Here is a 16870-nt window from a genome sequence, read left to right on the forward strand (position 1 = left end):
CCACTCCGCTCGAAAACGCTCTGGTCACCGACCGCGGGACGAACCGGCCCGGTTCGCCCGGGGCGACACGGGCCCGGGAGGAAAGCGTCGCTCCCCTCCCCGGCCCCGTCCTTCACTGCGCCCGGACGATGGACGAGATGATGCCGCTCGCCATGCCGATCAGCATGTACTCGTTGTTCACGCGCACCCAATTATAGCCGCGCGGCGGCGGTGCGAGGCGGTGGCGCCCGTAGTCCCGCACGACATCGTGCCGATAGTTCGGGGGCAGGCGCTTGCCCTTGGACCATTGCGAGCGATGCGGCGCCGGCCTGGCCGTCTGGGGACGGTGATTGTCGTGCGGCCGGGCCTGGTGCGGCTTCTGCGCATTCTGCTGCCCATGCGGATAGAGCGGCGGCGCCCCCTGGGCCATCGAGGCAGAATCGCCAAGCATAGACAATATCGAAGCAAGAATAACCATACGCTTCATGACAGATACTCCATTCATACTGCAATCGCAGCGCGCCTCTTGTGCGAAGACAATGCCGCCGATCACATGAATGACATATGAATATCTTTCTGAAATATTCGTAATGTTGACCTATGGTAATCCGCCATGGGAAAGCGCCCGCGGCGAACCGGACCGTTACTGATGGTGGTGCCGCGCATGCATGGGAGCCGCCGCCTCACCTGCCGCACCCGGCGGGATGCCGGCGGGGCCCTGGCGAGGCCCCGCCGCGGGTCATGGCCAGCCGGCCTATTTCCCGGAGAAGCCGCCGAGCATGTAGGATTCGTTGCCGATCTGCGTCACCCGTCCCGCGACCTTGTAGCTGTCGAGGTCGACCAGCCAGACGACGCTGCTTCCCGGCTTGCCCTTCGGTGCGCCGCTGATGGCGGCATATTTGCCGTCCTTGGCGAAGGCGACGCCGCGCGGGCGCGACGGCTCGCCATTGGGGGTCTCGAGGGCGATGCGCGCCAGCTCCGCCGGCTGCCCGGACAGCGCCTTGGCGACATCGATGATCGACAGGTTGTTGGTGCGGAAATTCGTCACCACGATGCGCTTCCCGTCGGGCGTGAAGGCGGCCACGAAGGGCCGCGTCTGCACCTCGGGATTGCTGGTGCCGACCAGGATCCGCGCCGCCTCGCCCTTGCCGGGCTCGCGCAGCGCCTGCTCCACGTCGATGATGGAGATGGTGTTGGCCTCCTTGCCGTCACGCGCGCTTTCGCGGGAGGCGATGGCGACCAGCTTGCCGTCCGGGCTGGTGGTGATGCCGAACCCTCCGGCCTGCACCGGGATGCGCGCCACCTCGGCATCGGCGTCGCCCTTCAGCGCCTTGGGCAGGCTGATCACCGACACGTCGTCGGTGCCGCCATTCGCGGTGAAGACCGTGCCGCCGCCGATCGGGCTCACCGTCACGCCGTTGGTATCGGGAAAGCAGCCGAAGGCCGGATCGGGCGCCCGGTGGGGGATCGCCGCCGGCGGGCAATCATGGCCGGGCTTGCCATAGGCCTGCTCGACCTTGTGGATCACCTTGTTGGTCGCGAGATCGACGATGTTGATATGGCGGCCGCCATCCTCGTTTCCGGGCCCTTCGGCATGGGCGAGGATGCCGTATTTCTGATCGGGCGTGACGGCGAAGCCGGTGGCGCCGGCGCCTTCGGAATCGATGAAGGCCTCGACGGCCCCGAGCGTGCCGTTGTTGGCCGGGTCCAGCGCCTTCACCAGATCGACCACCGTGACCGAACCCGGATGCCCGTGCTGGAAGGCCGCCGCATCCTCCGGCTTCGACTTCCCGGAGTGATTGACCACATAGGCGCGCTTCTGGTCCGGCGAGATCGCGATGATGATCGGCTGCCCGCTCGCCACCGTATCGAGCTTGCCGGTGCCCTTGCCGTCGATGTCCGGGGTGACGCGCAGCCGGTTGATCACCGCATTGGGCGTGCCGTCATTGGCGGGATCGATCGCCTTGTCGACGTCGATCACGATGGCGGTGTTGTCCCACCGCCCGGTCGCCAGAATGTAGTCCTTGGCGGCCAGCGGCGTCTGCGATGCCGCGAGGGCGGCAAGCACGGAAGTCCCTGCGACGAAAATCCTGGTCACGGCGTTTCCTCCGATAAGGAGGACATGCCGACCGCCCCGGCTTGGCTGCTTATGCATTGGGTGCCGGGTGCCTGCCAGCCTGCCTCCATGGCGTTCGCGGCCGTTGCGGCGGCGAACGGATGAGCGGCGTCCGACACCGCAAATGAATTCTGCATTCATTATTCATTTCAGACAAGGCAGAGATCGAACCCTCGCGCGCACTTTCATCGCTCGGCCGCCGGCGCGACTTGCCTTCGTCGATATGAGAACATAACATGAACATTCCGGCGATGCGTATTGGCAACCCACCGTGCGAGCCGGCCCTCGCCTCGCTCGGCATTGCCCTAGCTTCGCCCAGCCCTGAGACACGATGCCCTTGGACACGACGCCCTTGGACACGACGCCATGAGACACGACACAGGTTTGGACATGCCGCCTCGCCTTACCGGCCTCCTCGACCCCGCCATCGCCCGCATGCTCGACATATGCCTGCACAGGGCCCAGCAAACCGCGGCGATGCCGGAGGACAGCGCGGATCGCGCGGACATCCGCGCCCGGCTGGCGCTCGCGCTCATCGAGGCGACCGGCCGCGGCGCGCGGGACGAGGGAGAACTGGTCGAATTCGCCCTGCGGGTCCTGCCCGCCTACCGGGAGCGGCATGTCGGCGGCTGATCGCGCCGCCCGGGGAAACCGGCGTGGTGGACTTTGTCGCCGCGCCGGTTTCCGCCGGGACGAACGGCGCTTTTGATCGCCACGCGCCCCGGCCCCCGCCGGGAGGGCGCGGCGATCCACCGCTTGAACCGGCGGCCCGCTGGGCCTTATAGCATGACCCAGCATCTGGCTGCGCGAGACGATGGAGGCCCGCATGAACGGCGAAGAACTCAAGAAGATCCTGTGCCGTCTGGAAGCGGGAATGGTGCTGAGCGTGCCGGATGCGTGGATCGAGCGCACCATTGGCGGCTCGCGCGTCGCCCGCGCCCGCCTCGTTGAGGACATTGCGCGCCAATATCACTGCATCTGCCACCAGGACCTCGACGCCCAGCGGTTCGAGCGCGTGGGCTTTCCCGCCACCGGCTGATGCCCGGCCGCCGGCTGCCCCGTCTGACCGCGCCCCGCGCGCGCATCCGGTGCCGGCGCGCGACATTGACGGGAACGGCGCAGCGGACTAGAGAACGCCCCATGAGCCGCACCACCGCCCCCTTCGCGACCTGGTATTACCCGCTGCCCTAGACAGCGGACGGCTCCCTTGTACCCGCTGTGTCTTCCTGCCAGCGGCTGCACCTCGGACATCGGCGTGACGACCCTGGCCTTTCCCGGATCAGGATCATGTCTGTCCCCCTTCCTCCCGCCATCGGGCTCTTCGGTTTCGGCGCCTTCGCGCGGCTCGTGGCGAAAGCCCTCGCGCCCTACCTGCCCCTGGTGGTGCACGATCCGTCCGGCCCGGCGCGGTCGGCGGCGCGGCAGATGGGCCTTCCCACCGCCAGCCTGGAGGAAGCCGCGCGCTGCGACATCCTCATCCTCGCGGTGCCGCTATCGGCACTGGGGACGTGCCTGGCCGAACTGTCCGGCCATCTGCGGCCGGGCCAGATCGTCATCGACGTCTGCTCGGTGAAGCAGGAGCCCGCGCGCCTCATGCAGGCCCTGCTTCCGCCCGGTGTCGACCTCCTCGCCACGCATCCGATGTTCGGCCCGCAAAGCGCCGGGGACGACGTGGCCGGCCACCGCATCGTGCTCTGCCCCCTGCGCGGCCGGCAATGGCGGCGGGTCGCCGCCTTCCTGCGCCGGAAGCTCGGGCTGGAGATCATCGTGACCTCCCCGGAGGAGCACGACCGGCAGGCGGCGATGTCGCAGGGGCTGACCCATATGCTCGCCCGCGCCTTCGAGAGCTTCGGGGCGGTGCCGACGATACGCACGCCCAGCTTCGACCTGCTGATGCGCGCGCTCAGCATGGTGCGCGGCGACAGCCCCGAGGTCTATGACGCCATCATCGGCGGAAATCCGCATGTCGGGCCGATGCGCGACCGGCTGGTCGACGCCCTTCGCACCGGGCAGCCCTCGGACGGGCCCGGGACCACCCCGTCGCCCCGGATGCCCCTGCCGGTGCAGGCGTAACGGCGGGGCGGACGGCCTCACCCGTCCGGGCGCTGGCGGGCGGCGGAGCGGTAGTCGATGCATCCCTTGACGATCGGCCCGCAGGCGGCGTCGCGCGCGCCGAGGATGTCGGTGCCGCCGGCAAAGGCCACCTCGACCACATGATCCTGTTCGAAGCGCAGCTGCGCGTGGCAATAGGCGGCGCCGTTGCGCGACATCTGGGGACCGGAAATGCCGTTTATCTCCGGCAAGCTCACCGAGCCGCTCCCTCCCGCGAAACCGCCCTCGTAGCTCCAGATTTCCGAGCCGTCGGCGGTGACGGTCTTGGTCGGGAACCCCGCACACATGCGGACTTCGGTCTTGCTCATGCCGATCAAGGCGTCGCTCCCGCGCTGCGCCTCGATCATGAGATATTCCGCGCACCCGCCCAGATGCAGGACGACCACCCCCAAAGCGCTCCCGCGCAACAAGCGACCCAGCATAACACCTCGCGTGAATATTCCCGCGCTAACGGCACCCCATCGCAATTCTTCGTCACCAGCGGCACGCTAGCGCCGGAACCTTGCCGAATAAATACCGATACCGCCAATATCTTACGTCAGTACCTCCAGATGATCGCTCATGGCGAATCCCTCCTCTTCAGCCGGCAGGCTCCAGTCCATACCGATGAAGGTCGCGACGCGGCGGAGATGCTTGCCGGGGGGATGATCTTTACTCGCCCATGCGCTGCGCCGCCTCTCGCGGTCATGGGTGGTGCGACCCTCACGACCGGCAGGCGCCGGGCGCTTCCGATCCGCCGGATTAAGCCCGGCGAGGCGGGCCGAGCCGTTCCAGCGCGTGGCGCGCGGCGCGATAATCCGGCTTGGCGTGCCCTTCCCCGAACGCCGCGACGGCTTCCTCCAGCCGCGCCGCAAAGCGGGGCTCCCGCGGCTGCAGCCCCGCCGCCGCCGTCGCGACGCGCAGCGCCCAGGAGCGCAGGCCCGTCCGCTGCGCGAGGCGCCACGCCTCGTCGAGACTTTCCATCGCCGCTTCCGGCCGCTCCGGCGCGACGAGGCCGGCACGGATGCGCAGCAGCTCCGGCAGGATCCATCCCTCGCCGCTCGCGCGGCCGAAGGCGATGGCACCCTCGACCCTGGCGAGCGCGTCGCCCGTCAGCCCGAGCCCGCCCAGCGCCTGCGCGTGATGGCCGAGGAACATCGCCCGGCGCACCGGCCAGCCGGTGCGGTCCAGCGCCTCGATGCCGGCGGCGAAATCCTCGGCGGCCTGCGAAAACGCGCCGCGCAGCAGATGCAGCGAGCCGCGATAGCAGCGGCACCAGGCCCGCCACGGCCCGAAGGGGTGCCGGCCGGACACGTCGGCCAGCAGTTCCAGCCGCTCGGCCAGGGCATCGGTCTCGCCGCAATAGAAGGCGACGGGGCAGCCGGAATCCACGAGGTTGAGCGCCAGCGTCGTGGCGTGGCCATGCACGCGGGCATCGACGGTGTTGCGGGTGGCGAGCGCCGAGGCCTGATCCTGCAGCCCGAGGAGGTAGAGGTTCGCCGAATGGAAGGCGCGCCCGTTCAGCTCCTGATCATATTGCATGCGGACGATGGCATTGGCGGCGCCGCCGCCCTCGATCGCCGCCTCCAGGGCCGTCCGCGCCTCCTCGGCGCGACCGAGGAACAGGAAGGAGATGCCCGCCAGCCGATGGGCGATGACGAGATCGGCCGCCCGCACCCCGTCGCCGGCGGTACGGGCGAGCGCGGCGAAATCAGCGGCGATATCGAGCGAGGCGCCGTAGCGGCCGGAACAGAATTCGACCAGCCACAGCGCCCAGCTCGCCCGCAGCTGCAGCTCGACGCTGCCGGTCCCGCGCGCGATCCGGCAGGCCGCCCGCAGCGATTCCTCGGCCTCGGGGCCGGGCCCGATGGTGTAGATCAGCGCCGTGCCGAGCGCCGTCAGCAGCGTGACTTCGCGGGCGGCATCGAGCGGCAGCCCCTCGCGCAGGCCGATCGCCGCCCGTTCGAAATGCGCCCGGCATTCGTTCACCAGCGACAGCTGGAACCACAGCACCGCCGAGGAAATGGTGATCGCCGCGCCGATCTCGCGGTCGCCCTTCGGCCCGAAGCTCCAGTCGAGGGCGGCACGCACATTGTCGAGCTGGCCGGCATAGGTCGTGAGCCACTCGACGGGGCGCGCCCGTGGCCATTCCTGCTCGGCGGCGGCGACGAGCTCCTTCATGTAGAGGGCATGGCGACGGCTCAGTCGATCGAAGCCGCCACCCTGCCGAAGCTTCTCCAGCGCATAGGCGCGGGTGACTTCCAGCAGGCGATAGCGCGGCACCACCTGCGAGAAATCGGCGGCGATCAGCGATTTCGACACCAGGCTGGTGAGATTCTCGATGATCTCCCAGCTCGGCTCCTCGATGGCGGCGACCTTGCTGGCGGCATCCAGCGAGAAATGCCCGGCGAAGACCGCGAGGCGGCAGAGCGTGGTCTGCTCGCCCGGGGCCAGATGGTCGTAGCTCCAGTTCAGCGTCGCCTGCAATGTCTGGTGGCGCGGCAGCGCGGTGCGCCGGCCGGCGACCAGGAGGCGGAACACGTCGTCGAGCCGCTGCGCCAGTCCCTTGACGCTGAAGGCGTCCACCCGTCCGGCCGCCAGCTCGATCGCCAGCGGCAGGCCGTCGAGGCGGCGGCAGATACCGACGATGATCGCCACCTCCTCCGGCGTCGGCTCGTAGCTTCCCAGCGTGGCGGCGGCGCGTTCCACGAAGAGCCGCACCGCCGGGAAGGCCAGCGCGTCGAAGCCGGTGCCGTCGGCCTCGCGCGGCGGCACCTCCAGCCCCGGCAGCCGGAACACATGCTCGCCCTGGGCCCGCAGCGGCTCGCGGCTGGTGACGAGCAGGCGCAGCTCCGGGTTGATGCCGAGCATCCTCTCCGCGAGGACGGCGACGGCGACCACCACCTGCTCGCAATTGTCGAGGATGACGAGCCCCCGCTCGAAGGGCAGCCGCTCGGCGAGCTGGATCGCCCCCGCCCCCAAGGTCATGCCGATCGCCGAGGCGACCGTGTTCTCCACCAGCGCCGGATCGCCGATCGGCGCCAGCTCCACCAGGATCGCCGCGTCGGGGCCGGTGGCTCCCTCCTGCCCCAGCAGGGCCCGGGCCGCATCCAGCGCCACCGTGGTCTTGCCCACGCCGCCGGGGCCGACGACGCTGACGAAGCGATGCCGGGCGAGCTCCTGGCGAATCGCCGCCACCGCGGCGTCGCGCCCCAGCACCGGGGTGAGGTTGAGCGGCAGGTTCTGCCGGACCAGGCGGGGCTCGGCGGCGTCGCGATCGGCGACATCGGTGAAGGTGACGTCGGCGACGAAGCTGTAGCCGCGGCGGGCGATGTTGGCGATGTAGTGCCGCCCATCCTGGCCGTCGCCGAGCACGCGGCGCAACGCCGTCATCTGCACCCGCAGATTGGCCTCCTCCACGAACAGGTCCGGCCAGGCGCTGGCCAGCAATTCCTGCTTGGTGAGCACCTCGCCGGGCTTTTCCACCAGCGCCACCAGCAGTTCCAGCGCGCGTCCCCCCATCGGCACGACGACGCCGTCCTTCAGCAATTGCTTCGACGTGAGGGAAAGGCGAAACGGGCCGAACAGCGCGGCACGGGAGGCGGGTTTCATGAACGATCCGGGAGACGTCTGTTCGGCCATCGCATCCTCTATCATAATGGCCGGAAACATGGTCTGAGAAGAGAACCAACCGCCGAATTTTCGCTGCGGCGGCAACAGGTTCGACCGACGCAGGGGAACGGCAGTTTCATGAGGCACACCTCTTCCGCAGCGGCGGCGCGGGCGGAGACGCCGCCCGGCGGCCTGCGCGTCGCCATGCTGCTGGCGCTGCTGGCGATGGCCGGGCCGCTCTATATCGACATCATGCCTTCCATCGTCGCGGCGCTGCGGAGCGAATACGGCCTCGGCGCCGCGCAGGCGGGCTTCGTCGCCGCCAGCAACGGCTATGGCTCGACGCTCGGCGCGCTGCTCGCCCTGTTCATCGTGCCGCGCCTGCCCTGGCGGCCTCTGGCGGTGGCGCTGCTCGTCGCCCTCGTCGCCGCCGATGTCGCCACCACGCTGGTGCGCAGCTATGAGGCGCTGGTCGCCGTGCGCGCCACCCATGGGGTGATCGGCGGGCTGCTGGTCGGCCTCTGCTACGCGCTCATCGCCCGCACGACGGATCCGCGGCAGGGCTTCGGCATCCTCTTCGTGTTCCATTTCGGCTTTGGCGGCCTCGGCGTCTTCGCCTCCACCTTCCTCGCGCCCTACATGACGCATGGCGTGGTGTTCCTGGTCCTCGCCGCCTTCGGCGTGCTGGCGCTATTGGTGATTCCGTGGCTGCCGGCCCTGGAGGCGCCGGCGCAGCCGGCCGGCCGCGCGGACGCGGCGCCCGCCCGGCTGCCGGCCCGCAGCCTCATGCGGATCGGCGGGCTGTTCCTGTTCCAGGCCGCCAATCTCGGTCTCGGCGCCTTCCTGATCGGCATCGGCGCCGATCTCGGCCACGCCGCGGCGTTCTCCGGGGCGGCGGTCGGGTTCGGCCTGTGGGCGGGCGTGCCGGGCGCGCTTGCCATGCTGGTGCTCAGCCGCGCCTTCGGCTGGCGCCCGATGGTGCCGATCGTGCTGGCGGCCGGCTTGAGCAAGGCGCTGATCGGCCTGGGCCACGACCCGGCGATGTTCGCCGGCGCGGTCGCCGCGGTGTTCCTCACCATGGCCATGGCGCTGCCCTACGCCTTCGCGCTCTGCGCCGAGGGCGACAGCAGCGGCCGCTCGGCGGTGCTGGCCGGCTTCGCCTCCAAGCTCGGCCTGTCCACCGGGCCGGCGATCGGCGGCCTCGTCTATGCGTTCGGCGCCCAGGCGCTGATCGCCACCTCCATCGCCGCCGTGGCGGCGGCGGCGGCACTGTTCGCGCTGTCGCTGCGTCCGCAGGCGATCCGCCAGCCGGCCTGATCGAGATTTTACAGTTTTTTGCACCTTTGCCGGCGGTGCATCGGCTAACTCATGCGTGCCGCCAGGTGGCGGCCGGAGAGGGGCCATGACCAAGGCGATCGGACCAGCCATGCGGTGGGACCCGCCCGCAGGCGGAGCGGAGGCCGATCCGCTCGATTCGCGCGAGTTCGAGCTGGTCCGCCAGGCGATGGCGGAGGCCTTCGACAGCGGAGAGGATTGCGAGATCGAGCAGATGGTGCGGCTGCGCAGCGTGCTGCCGGTGCGCCGTCGGGTGCAGGTGCGGCTGGAGCGCGATGCCGACGGCAAGGTCGCCGCGGTGCATGTCGCCGTCGAACGGGACGGCGAGCCGAAGGCGGCCTGGACATGGACGCCGGTGCATGCCGGCGGCGCCGACGGCCCGGCCATGGTCGAGGCCATCAATGCCTTCACCGCGGTGGTGCTGCATGCCGAGGCCGTCAAGCGGCAGGTCGAGCGCAACCAGCTGGCCGAGGTGTCCGGGTCGATCGAGCATATCCTCGCCAATATCCACCGCGCCTGGCAGCATGTCGGCGGCCTGTGCCGGGAACGCTCCGCGCCGGCCGCGTGAGGCGACCGCGGGCCGCGGCGCCTCTCACGGCAGGTTCTCGCGGAAGATGACGTCGATCGAGGGCGCGGGCACCGCCTCCGTCGCGGGGCGGCCGGCCCGCAGATTGGCGAAGATCGACAGGCAGCTCGCCAGCGTCGCCTGCGGGTTCTGGGTGATGACGGCATCCATGGTCCCGTCGAGCAGCAGCGCCCGCGTCTCGCGCGTCAGGCCATGGCCGACGAAGACCACCTCGTGCTGGCGGCCGGCCTCCTTCAGCGCCCGCGCGACGCCCGTCGGGCCGCCGCCGATATTGTAGATGCCGGCGAGGTCGGGATGCCGGCCCAACAGAGTCTTGGTCTGGCGGTAATTGCGCGCATCCTCGTCCAGCCCCTCGCGCAGCCCCACCACCTCGATGGCGGGAAACGCCTCCTCGAAGAGGTGCAGGAAGCCCATCTCGCGCTCCTCATGGGCGCGATAGCTCAGGCTGCCGGCGATCATCGCCACCTTGGCCGGCCGCGGCCCGATGAAGCGGGCGATCAGATAGCCGGCGGTGCGGCCCGCCGAGCGGTTCTCCAGCCCGACATAGGCGACGCGCGCGCTGTTGCCGACATCGGTGATCAGCGTGACGGTGGGCACGCCGCGCTCGGCGAGGCCGTTGACCGCCTCGCGCACCAGCGGATGCTCCAGCGCCATGAAGGCGACGCCGTCCACCTCCCGGCCGATCTTCCTCAGCTTCTGCGCGAGCAGGTCGGGACGGAAGCTCTCGATGCGCTCGATCCGCGCGCACATGTTCACGGCGGCGAACTGGGCCTGCGCGCCGCCGATCAGGCGTCCCAGCAGCGTCACGAAGCTGTTCTCGCCGGCCGGCAGCAGGAAGGCGAGGCGCAGCGGCCGCAGGCCGGCGGACGCGCGCTCGCTGGCATCGGTGATGTAGGCGAGCTCGTTGGCGGCCTGCAGCACCCGGCGCAGCGTGGTGGGCCGCACCCCCGCCCGGCCGTTGAGCGCACGGTCGGCCGTCGCCGTGGAGACCCCGGCGCGGGCGGCCACATCGGCGAGGGTCGGCAGCTGGCGGGTCCTGGCGTTGTCCTCAATCGACATCGGAAACATCAAATAACATCAAAATTCGGCTTTGACCTCATGTTCTAGGCGAACGTAAATTTCCTGCAAGCGTGAAATGCGCAGCCGAATAATCGGAACGGGAGACCGAAATGAGCGCCATCATGTCATTCAAAGGATCGGAAAGCCGGCGCTGACCGCCTGGAGCCGGCGCCGCCGCGCGCGGCAGGCCGGGATAGGCCCGGCATCGGCGCTCGGCCATTTCGCATCAAAAAACATCAATCACATCAGGTCATCGCCGGCAACGGCGCGGGACCGAAGCAGGAGAAGCAGGTGTCGGGTCCGCGTTTGAACGGCAAGGTGGCGATCGTGTTCGGGGCCGGCTCCATCGGCGAGGGCTGGGGCAACGGCAAGGCCGCCGCCGTCGCCTATGCCCGGGCGGGCGCCCGCGTCGTCGCCGTCGATCTCGATGCCGCGGCCGCCGAGGCCACCCGCGCCGTCATTGCCTCGGAAGGGTTCGAGGCCATCGCGGTGACGGCCGACACCACCCGCCTCGACGAGGTGCAGCAGAGCATCGAGGCGGCCCGCGCCGCCTTCGGCCGGATCGACATCCTGCACAACAATGTCGGCATCACCTCCCAGGGCGGCCCGGTCGAGACCGGCGAGGAGACCTGGGACCGGGTGATGGCGGTGAACGCCAAGAGCATGTTCCTGACCTGCAAGGCGGTGCTGCCGGTCATGGAGGCGCAGGGCGCCGGCGCCATCGTCAATATCGGCGCCCTCGGCGGGGTGCGCTGGACCGGCTATGCCTATTGCGCCTACGCCGCCAGCAAGGGCGCGGTGAACAGTCTCACCCAGAGCGTGGCGCTGCAATATGCCGGCAAGGGCATCCGCGCCAACTGCATCCTGCCGGGGGTGATGGACACCCCGCACATCTACAAGCAGATTTCCGGTTTCTATCAGGATAACGAGGCGATGGTCGCCGCGCGCCACCGCATGTCGCCCACCGGCCGGATGGGCGATGGCTGGGACGTGGCGCATGCCGCCGTCTTCCTCGCCAGCGACGAGGCCCGCTACATCAACGGCGTGGAGCTGTTCGTCGACGGCGGCCTGCACGCGCGCTGCAACTAGACGAGCCGGCCCGCAGCCTCGGGCCTTTCGAGCATTTGCCAGAAGGCAAGGCACACAACAGGGGAAACGACCATGACCGCCACCACCCGCCGACACGTGCTGAAGGGCCTGCTGCTCGTGCCGGCCGCCGGCTTTGCCGCCGGGCTGCCGCGCCCCGCCCGCGCCGCCGAGATCACGCTGAAATTCGGCAACAACCTGCCGGCCAGCCATCCGCTGAACATCCGCGCCGCCGAGGCGGCCGAGCGCATCGCGCGCGAGACCGACGGGCGGGTGAAGGTCGACATCTTCCCCAACAACCAGCTCGGCGGCGACACCGACATGCTGTCGCAGGTGCGCAGCGGCGGCATCGACATCTTCAATGCCGGCACGCTGGTCATCGCCACCCTGGCGCCGATCAGCGCCATCACCGGCGTCGGCTTCGCCTTCGCCAATTACGATCAGGTGTGGAGCGCGGTCGACGGGCCGCTGGGCAACCTGATCCGCGCCGCCTTCGCCAAGGTCGGGCTCCATACCTTCGAGAAGATGTGGGACAACGGCTTCCGGCAGATCACCACCAGCAACCGGGCGATCGCCGCCCCCGCGGATCTCGCGCGCCTGAAGATCCGCGTGCCGGTCAGCCCGATGGGGATCGCGCTGTTCCAGGCGCTCGGCGCGTCGCCGACCAGCCTGCAGTTCAGCGAGGTCTATTCGGCGCTGCAGACCAAGGTCGTCGACGCGCAGGAGAACCCGCTCGCCATCGTCGAGACCGCCAAGCTCTACGAGGTGCAGAAGTTCTGCTCGCTCACCAACCATAGCTGGGACGGCTACCACATGGTCTTCAACGGCCGCTCCTGGCGCAACCTGCCGGACGCCGACAAGGCCATCGTCTCCCGCGCCTTCAACGAGGCCGGGCTGCAGCAGCGCGCCGACCTGCGCAAGCTGAACGAGACGCTGCGCGCCCAGCTGACCGCCAAGGGCCTCGCCTTCAACGAGACGCAGCCGGAAGGCTTCCAGGCCAAGCTCCGCGAGGCCGGCTTCTACCAGGAATGGCAGGGCCGCTTCGGCAACGAGGCGTGGAGCGTGCTGGAGGGCACGGTCGGGCGGCTCGCCTGAGGCACCGGCACGGGCAGGAACACAACATGGCTGGACACGCTGCACCCATGGCCGTCGAGGCCCCGCCGCCCTCCTTCGGCATGGCGCGCCTGGCGGCGATCATCGATCGCCTCCTGGGCGGCGCCGTCGAGGCGGCGACCGCCGCCCTCGTCGCCATCGAGGTGGTCGTCCTGGGAGCGGGCGTCGTCGCCCGCTACTGCTTCCACGCGCCGCTCGTCTGGTCGGACGAGCTGGCCTCGATCCTGTTCCTCTGGCTGTCGATGCTCGGGGCGGTGGTGGCGCTGCGGCGTGGCGAGCACATGCGGATGACCGGGCTGGTCAATCGCGTGCCGCCGCGGCTGCGCACGCTGCTGGAGGCGTTCGCCTTGACCGCCTCGATCGGCTTCCTGCTGCTGATCCTGCCGCATGCGCTGGAATATGCGCAGGAAGAGTCCTTCATCGTCACGCCGGCGCTGGAGATCTCCAATGCCTGGCGCGCCGCCGCCCTGCCGACCGGCATGGCCTTGATGCTGGTCGCCGGCGGCCTGCGGCTCCTGCGCGCCGGCTCGTTCCGGCCGGTGGCGATCGCCATCGTCCTGACGGCGCTGCTCGTGCTGGCCTTCTGGCTGGCGGGACCTGCGCTGAAGCCGCTCGGCAAGCTCAACCTGCTGGTCTTCTTCGTCGGCATCGTCGCCACCAATGTCTTCGCCGGCGTGCCGATCGCCTTCTCCTTCGCGCTGGCGACCTTCGGCTATCTGTCGCTCACCACCTCGACGCCGATGCTGGTCATGGTCGGGCGCCTCGACGAGGGCATGAGCCATCTCATCCTGCTGGCGGTGCCGCTGTTCATCTTCCTCGGCGCGCTGATCGAGATGACCGGCATGGCCCGCGCCATGATCCAGTTCCTCGCCTCGCTCTTGGGCCATGTGCGGGGCGGCCTCTCCTATGTGCTGATCGGCGCCATGTACCTGGTGTCGGGCATTTCCGGCTCCAAGATCGCCGACATGGCGGCGATCGCGCCGGTGCTGTTCCCGGAGATGAAGAAGCGCGGCGCCCAGCCCGGCGACCTCCTGGCGCTGCTGTCGGCCACCGGGGCGCAGACCGAGACCATCCCGCCCTCCATCGTGCTGATCACCATCGGCTCGGTCACCGGCGTGTCGATCGCCGCGCTGTTCACCGGCGGCATGCTGCCGGCCCTGGTGCTGGGCGCGGCGCTGTGGCTCGTGGTCTGGTGGCGCTATCGCCGCGAGGACCTCAGCCGGGTGCCGCGGCCGACGGCGCGGGAGATCCTCAAGCTGGCGCTCGTCGCGGCACCGGCCATCGCCCTGCCCTTCGTCATCCGCGCCGCCGTGGTCGAGGGCGTCGCCACCGCGACCGAGGTGTCCACCATCGGCATCGCCTATTCCGTCGTGGCCGGCCTGCTGATCTACCGCCGGTTCGACTGGCGCCGCCTGCCGCACATGCTGGTGGAGACCGCCTCGCTCACCGGCGCCATCATCTTCATCATCGGCTGCGCCACCGCCATGGCATGGGGCCTCACCCAATCGGGCTTCTCGCAGGATCTGGCGAAGCTGATGGCGGGCGTTCCCGGCGGCACCTGGGGCTTCCTCGGCGTCTCCATCCTCGCCTTCATCATCCTCGGCAGCGTGCTGGAGGGCATCCCTGCCATCGTGCTGTTCGGGCCGCTGATGTTCCCCATCGCCAAGCAGGTGGGCGTCCACGAGGTCCACTACGCCATGGTGGTGATCTTCGCCATGGGCATCGGCCTTTTCGCCCCGCCCTTCGGGGTCGGCTACTACGGCGCCGCGGCGATCAGCAAGATCAACCCGGACGAAGGACTGAAGTTCATCTGGGGCTACATGCTGGCTCTTCTCGTCGGCCTGCTCCTGGTGGCGGCCGTGCCGTGGATCTCCATCGGCTTCCTCAATTCCTGAGCTTCCCCTCTTCATCTCACAGCGAGAGAACGCATCCCATGAGCCGCTTCTTTGGCCAGATTCGTCAGGCCGGCTACGTCGTCCCGGATATCGAGGCGGCGATGGACTATTGGAGCCGGGCGCTCGGCATCGGCCCCTTCTTCTACAACCCCAAGGTGCCGATACGGAATTACCGCTACAAGGGCGAGGCCTACGAGCCGCACAATTCGGTGGCGCTGGCCAATTCCGGGCCCTTGCAGATCGAGCTGATCCAGTGCCGCAACGACGTGCCGTCCATGTACAGGGACTTCACCGAATCCGGCCTCACCGGCCTGCAGCACGTCGCCTACTGGACCTCGGACTATGACGCCGATCTCCAGCGCCTCACGGCGCTGGGCTTCACCCCAGTGATGAGCGGCGAGGTCGGCGAGCGTGGCCGCTTCGTCTATTTCGACACCCATTACCACCCGGGCACGGTGATCGAATTGTCGGAAGTCGCCGGCCCGAAGGGCGAGATGTTCCGGCTGATCCGGGAAGCCTCTGAGAACTGGGACGGCACCGATCCGGTGCGGCCCTTCCCCGACCTCGCCCGGCTGGCCGGCAGCCCGGCGGCGGCGTAACGCGCGGCCCGGCCCACCCGGACACCCCACCTCCTTCCCGCCGCTGCCCGCCCCGGCACCGCAGCGGCCCGTGACGCCTGACCGGGCGCGACCCGGCAAAGGGGAACCCATGTCCTTCCCGATTTCCCCCGACCGCCTCGAAGCGAGCTACCTGATCGAGACGCCGCTCGATCCGGCTGACGTCGCCGAGGTGATGGCCGGCGAGCAGTCCAGCGGCACCTTCACCCGCGTCGCCGGCGAGACCGACGAACTGCGCGCCCGCACCCGCGCCGTCGTCACCCGCATCGACGAACTGGAAAGCGTCGGCGAGCCGAGCCTGCCCAATGCCTGGCTGACGCGCAAACGCATCAAGGGACCGTGGCGCCGGGCCCGGGTGACGATCTCGTTTCCGACCGCCAATGTCGGGGCCAACCTGCCGACGCTGGCCTCCGTGGTCGCCGGCAACCTGTTCGACCTCGGCGAAGTCACCGGCCTCCGGCTCGACAGCCTCGCGCTGCCGGCGAGCTATCGCGCGCGCTTCCCGCTGCCCCGCCAGGGCATCGCCGGCACCCGCGCGCTCACCGGCGTCGCCGGCGGGCCGCTGGTCGGCTCCATCATCAAGCCGAATGTCGGGCTGAGCGCCGGGGAGACGGCCACGCTGGTCGCCGATCTCTGCGCCAGCGGCCTCGACTTCATCAAGGACGACGAGATCTCCGCCGATCCCGATCATGCCCCGCTGGCGCAGCGCGTGCCGGCGGTGATGGCGGCGGTGCGCCGGCATGCCGACCGCACCGGCAAGCAGGTCATGGTCGCCTTCAACATCACCGACGAGACCGACGCCATGCGCCGGCATGCCGACCTCGTGGCACGCGAGGGCGGCACCTGCGTGATGGCGAGCCTGAACTGGTGCGGCTTCTCGGCCGTCGAGACGCTGCGCCGCTCGACCGATCTCGCCCTGCACGGCCATCGCAACGGCTATGGCGCCTTCTCGCGCCATCCCCTGCTCGGCATCTCCTTCCAGGCCTATCAGGCGCTCTGGCGGCTCGCCGGCGTCGACCACATGCATGTCCATGGCGTGCAGGGCAAGTTCGCGCAGGAGGACGCGGAAGTGGTGGCCTCGGCGACGGACTGCGTGACCCCGCTCGCGCCTGGGATCGACGACCGCGTGCTGCCGGCCTTCTCCTCCGGCCAGTGGGCCGGCACGGCGCAACCGACCTGGGACGCCATCGGCCATGACGACCTGCTGTTCATGGCGGGCGGCGGCATCCTCGCCCATCCCGGAGGGGCCAAGGCGGGCGTGGCGAGCATCCGCCAGGCCTGGGCGGCGGTCGCCGCCGGCGTGTCGCTCGACGAGGCGGCGCGGACGCATGCCGAGCTCGGCCAGGCGCTCGCCTTCTTCGGCGGCAAGGCGGCATGAGGG

Annotated in this window: 15 protein-coding genes; 10 read left to right on the top strand and 5 right to left on the bottom strand. The window is 69.7% G+C overall.

The genetic code is table 11. The features are described from left to right. Window positions 1–112 precede the first annotated feature (112 nt). Complete coding sequence (locus tag KHC19_RS12615) at window positions 113–430, bottom strand: RcnB family protein (protein WP_246548788.1); 318 nt, start codon at window positions 428–430, stop codon at window positions 113–115. Window positions 431–733: 303 nt separating this feature from the next. Then, complete coding sequence (locus KHC19_RS12620; RefSeq protein WP_213352709.1) at window positions 734–2077, bottom strand: YncE family protein; 1344 nt, start codon at window positions 2075–2077, stop codon at window positions 734–736. A 408-nt stretch (window positions 2078–2485) separates the two neighbouring features. On the opposite strand from KHC19_RS12620, the gene KHC19_RS12630 reads away from it, so the two are divergent. The 3 genes from KHC19_RS12630 (at window position 2486) to KHC19_RS12640 (ending at window position 4168) form a co-directional block, all read left to right on the top strand. Continuing rightward, window positions 2486–2728: a hypothetical protein gene (locus tag KHC19_RS12630; protein ID WP_213352711.1), complete on the top strand. Its 243-nt coding sequence runs from the start codon at window positions 2486–2488 to the stop codon at window positions 2726–2728. Between the two features lie 193 nt (window positions 2729–2921). After that, window positions 2922–3134, top strand: coding sequence for a hypothetical protein (locus KHC19_RS12635; protein WP_213352712.1), 213 nt, complete (start codon window positions 2922–2924; stop codon window positions 3132–3134). A gap of 248 nt (window positions 3135–3382) precedes the next feature. Then, complete coding sequence (locus KHC19_RS12640) at window positions 3383–4168, top strand: prephenate dehydrogenase (protein WP_213352713.1); 786 nt, start codon at window positions 3383–3385, stop codon at window positions 4166–4168. A 17-nt stretch (window positions 4169–4185) separates the two neighbouring features. Here KHC19_RS12640 and KHC19_RS12645 read toward each other — a convergent pair whose 3' ends face one another. Then, window positions 4186–4593, bottom strand: coding sequence for a hypothetical protein (locus KHC19_RS12645; protein ID WP_213352714.1), 408 nt, complete (start codon window positions 4591–4593; stop codon window positions 4186–4188). 355 nt (window positions 4594–4948) lie between these two features. Continuing rightward, complete coding sequence (locus tag KHC19_RS12650; protein ID WP_213352715.1) at window positions 4949–7798, bottom strand: ATP-binding protein; 2850 nt, start codon at window positions 7796–7798, stop codon at window positions 4949–4951. A 138-nt stretch (window positions 7799–7936) separates the two neighbouring features. Between KHC19_RS12650 and KHC19_RS12655 the strand changes: the two genes are divergently transcribed. Together KHC19_RS12655 and KHC19_RS12660 are read left to right on the top strand one after the other, a co-directional pair. Continuing rightward, window positions 7937–9115 carry an MFS transporter gene (locus KHC19_RS12655; RefSeq protein ID WP_213352716.1) on the top strand — a complete coding sequence of 393 codons (1179 nt, stop codon included), beginning with the start codon at window positions 7937–7939 and terminating at the stop codon, window positions 9113–9115. Between the two features lie 85 nt (window positions 9116–9200). Then, window positions 9201–9701 (top strand): hypothetical protein, encoded by a 501-nt coding sequence (locus KHC19_RS12660; RefSeq protein ID WP_213352717.1) that lies wholly within the window; start codon window positions 9201–9203, stop codon window positions 9699–9701. A gap of 24 nt (window positions 9702–9725) precedes the next feature. Here KHC19_RS12660 and KHC19_RS12665 read toward each other — a convergent pair whose 3' ends face one another. Further along, complete coding sequence (locus tag KHC19_RS12665) at window positions 9726–10778, bottom strand: LacI family DNA-binding transcriptional regulator (protein WP_213352718.1); 1053 nt, start codon at window positions 10776–10778, stop codon at window positions 9726–9728. 291 nt (window positions 10779–11069) lie between these two features. Between KHC19_RS12665 and KHC19_RS12670 the strand changes: the two genes are divergently transcribed. From KHC19_RS12670 to KHC19_RS12690, 5 genes are all read left to right on the top strand, one after another. Then, on the top strand, window positions 11070–11867 hold the full coding sequence (locus KHC19_RS12670; protein WP_213352719.1) for an SDR family NAD(P)-dependent oxidoreductase: 798 nt from the start codon (window positions 11070–11072) through the stop codon (window positions 11865–11867). A gap of 72 nt (window positions 11868–11939) precedes the next feature. Next, window positions 11940–12959 carry a TRAP transporter substrate-binding protein gene (locus tag KHC19_RS12675; RefSeq protein ID WP_213352720.1) on the top strand — a complete coding sequence of 340 codons (1020 nt, stop codon included), beginning with the start codon at window positions 11940–11942 and terminating at the stop codon, window positions 12957–12959. A 47-nt stretch (window positions 12960–13006) separates the two neighbouring features. Further along, complete coding sequence (locus tag KHC19_RS12680) at window positions 13007–14872, top strand: TRAP transporter large permease (RefSeq protein ID WP_378297107.1); 1866 nt, start codon at window positions 13007–13009, stop codon at window positions 14870–14872. 38 nt (window positions 14873–14910) lie between these two features. Next, the gene (locus tag KHC19_RS12685) at window positions 14911–15471 is read left to right on the top strand and encodes a VOC family protein (RefSeq protein WP_213352722.1); all 561 of its coding nucleotides are present in this window, start codon (window positions 14911–14913) and stop codon (window positions 15469–15471) included. 109 nt (window positions 15472–15580) lie between these two features. After that, entirely contained in the window at window positions 15581–16867 is a 1287-nt protein-coding gene (locus KHC19_RS12690) for a ribulose-bisphosphate carboxylase large subunit family protein (protein WP_213352723.1), read from the top strand. Window positions 16868–16870: the final 3 nt, after the last annotated feature.

Origin of the sequence: Ancylobacter oerskovii (assembly GCF_018390555.1) — a bacterium.
Classification (GTDB): Bacteria; Pseudomonadota; Alphaproteobacteria; order Rhizobiales; family Xanthobacteraceae; genus Ancylobacter; species Ancylobacter oerskovii.

Excerpts from the sequence above, each read along its gene's own strand:
- KHC19_RS12615 (WP_246548788.1), bottom strand. The coding sequence starts at position 430 with ATGCTTGGCGATTCTGCCTCGATGGCCCAGGGGGCGCCGCCGCTCTAT.
- KHC19_RS12630 (WP_213352711.1), top strand. The coding sequence starts at position 2,486 with ATGCCGCCTCGCCTTACCGGCCTCCTCGACCCCGCCATCGCCCGCATG.
- KHC19_RS12635 (WP_213352712.1), top strand. The coding sequence starts at position 2,922 with ATGAACGGCGAAGAACTCAAGAAGATCCTGTGCCGTCTGGAAGCGGGA.
- KHC19_RS12640 (WP_213352713.1), top strand. The coding sequence starts at position 3,383 with ATGTCTGTCCCCCTTCCTCCCGCCATCGGGCTCTTCGGTTTCGGCGCC.
- KHC19_RS12650 (WP_213352715.1), bottom strand. The coding sequence starts at position 7,798 with ATGAAACCCGCCTCCCGTGCCGCGCTGTTCGGCCCGTTTCGCCTTTCC.
- KHC19_RS12655 (WP_213352716.1), top strand. The coding sequence starts at position 7,937 with ATGAGGCACACCTCTTCCGCAGCGGCGGCGCGGGCGGAGACGCCGCCC.
- KHC19_RS12660 (WP_213352717.1), top strand. The coding sequence starts at position 9,201 with ATGACCAAGGCGATCGGACCAGCCATGCGGTGGGACCCGCCCGCAGGC.
- KHC19_RS12665 (WP_213352718.1), bottom strand. The coding sequence starts at position 10,778 with ATGTCGATTGAGGACAACGCCAGGACCCGCCAGCTGCCGACCCTCGCC.
- KHC19_RS12675 (WP_213352720.1), top strand. The coding sequence starts at position 11,940 with ATGACCGCCACCACCCGCCGACACGTGCTGAAGGGCCTGCTGCTCGTG.
- KHC19_RS12680 (WP_378297107.1), top strand. The coding sequence starts at position 13,007 with ATGGCCGTCGAGGCCCCGCCGCCCTCCTTCGGCATGGCGCGCCTGGCG.
- KHC19_RS12685 (WP_213352722.1), top strand. The coding sequence starts at position 14,911 with ATGAGCCGCTTCTTTGGCCAGATTCGTCAGGCCGGCTACGTCGTCCCG.
- KHC19_RS12690 (WP_213352723.1), top strand. The coding sequence starts at position 15,581 with ATGTCCTTCCCGATTTCCCCCGACCGCCTCGAAGCGAGCTACCTGATC.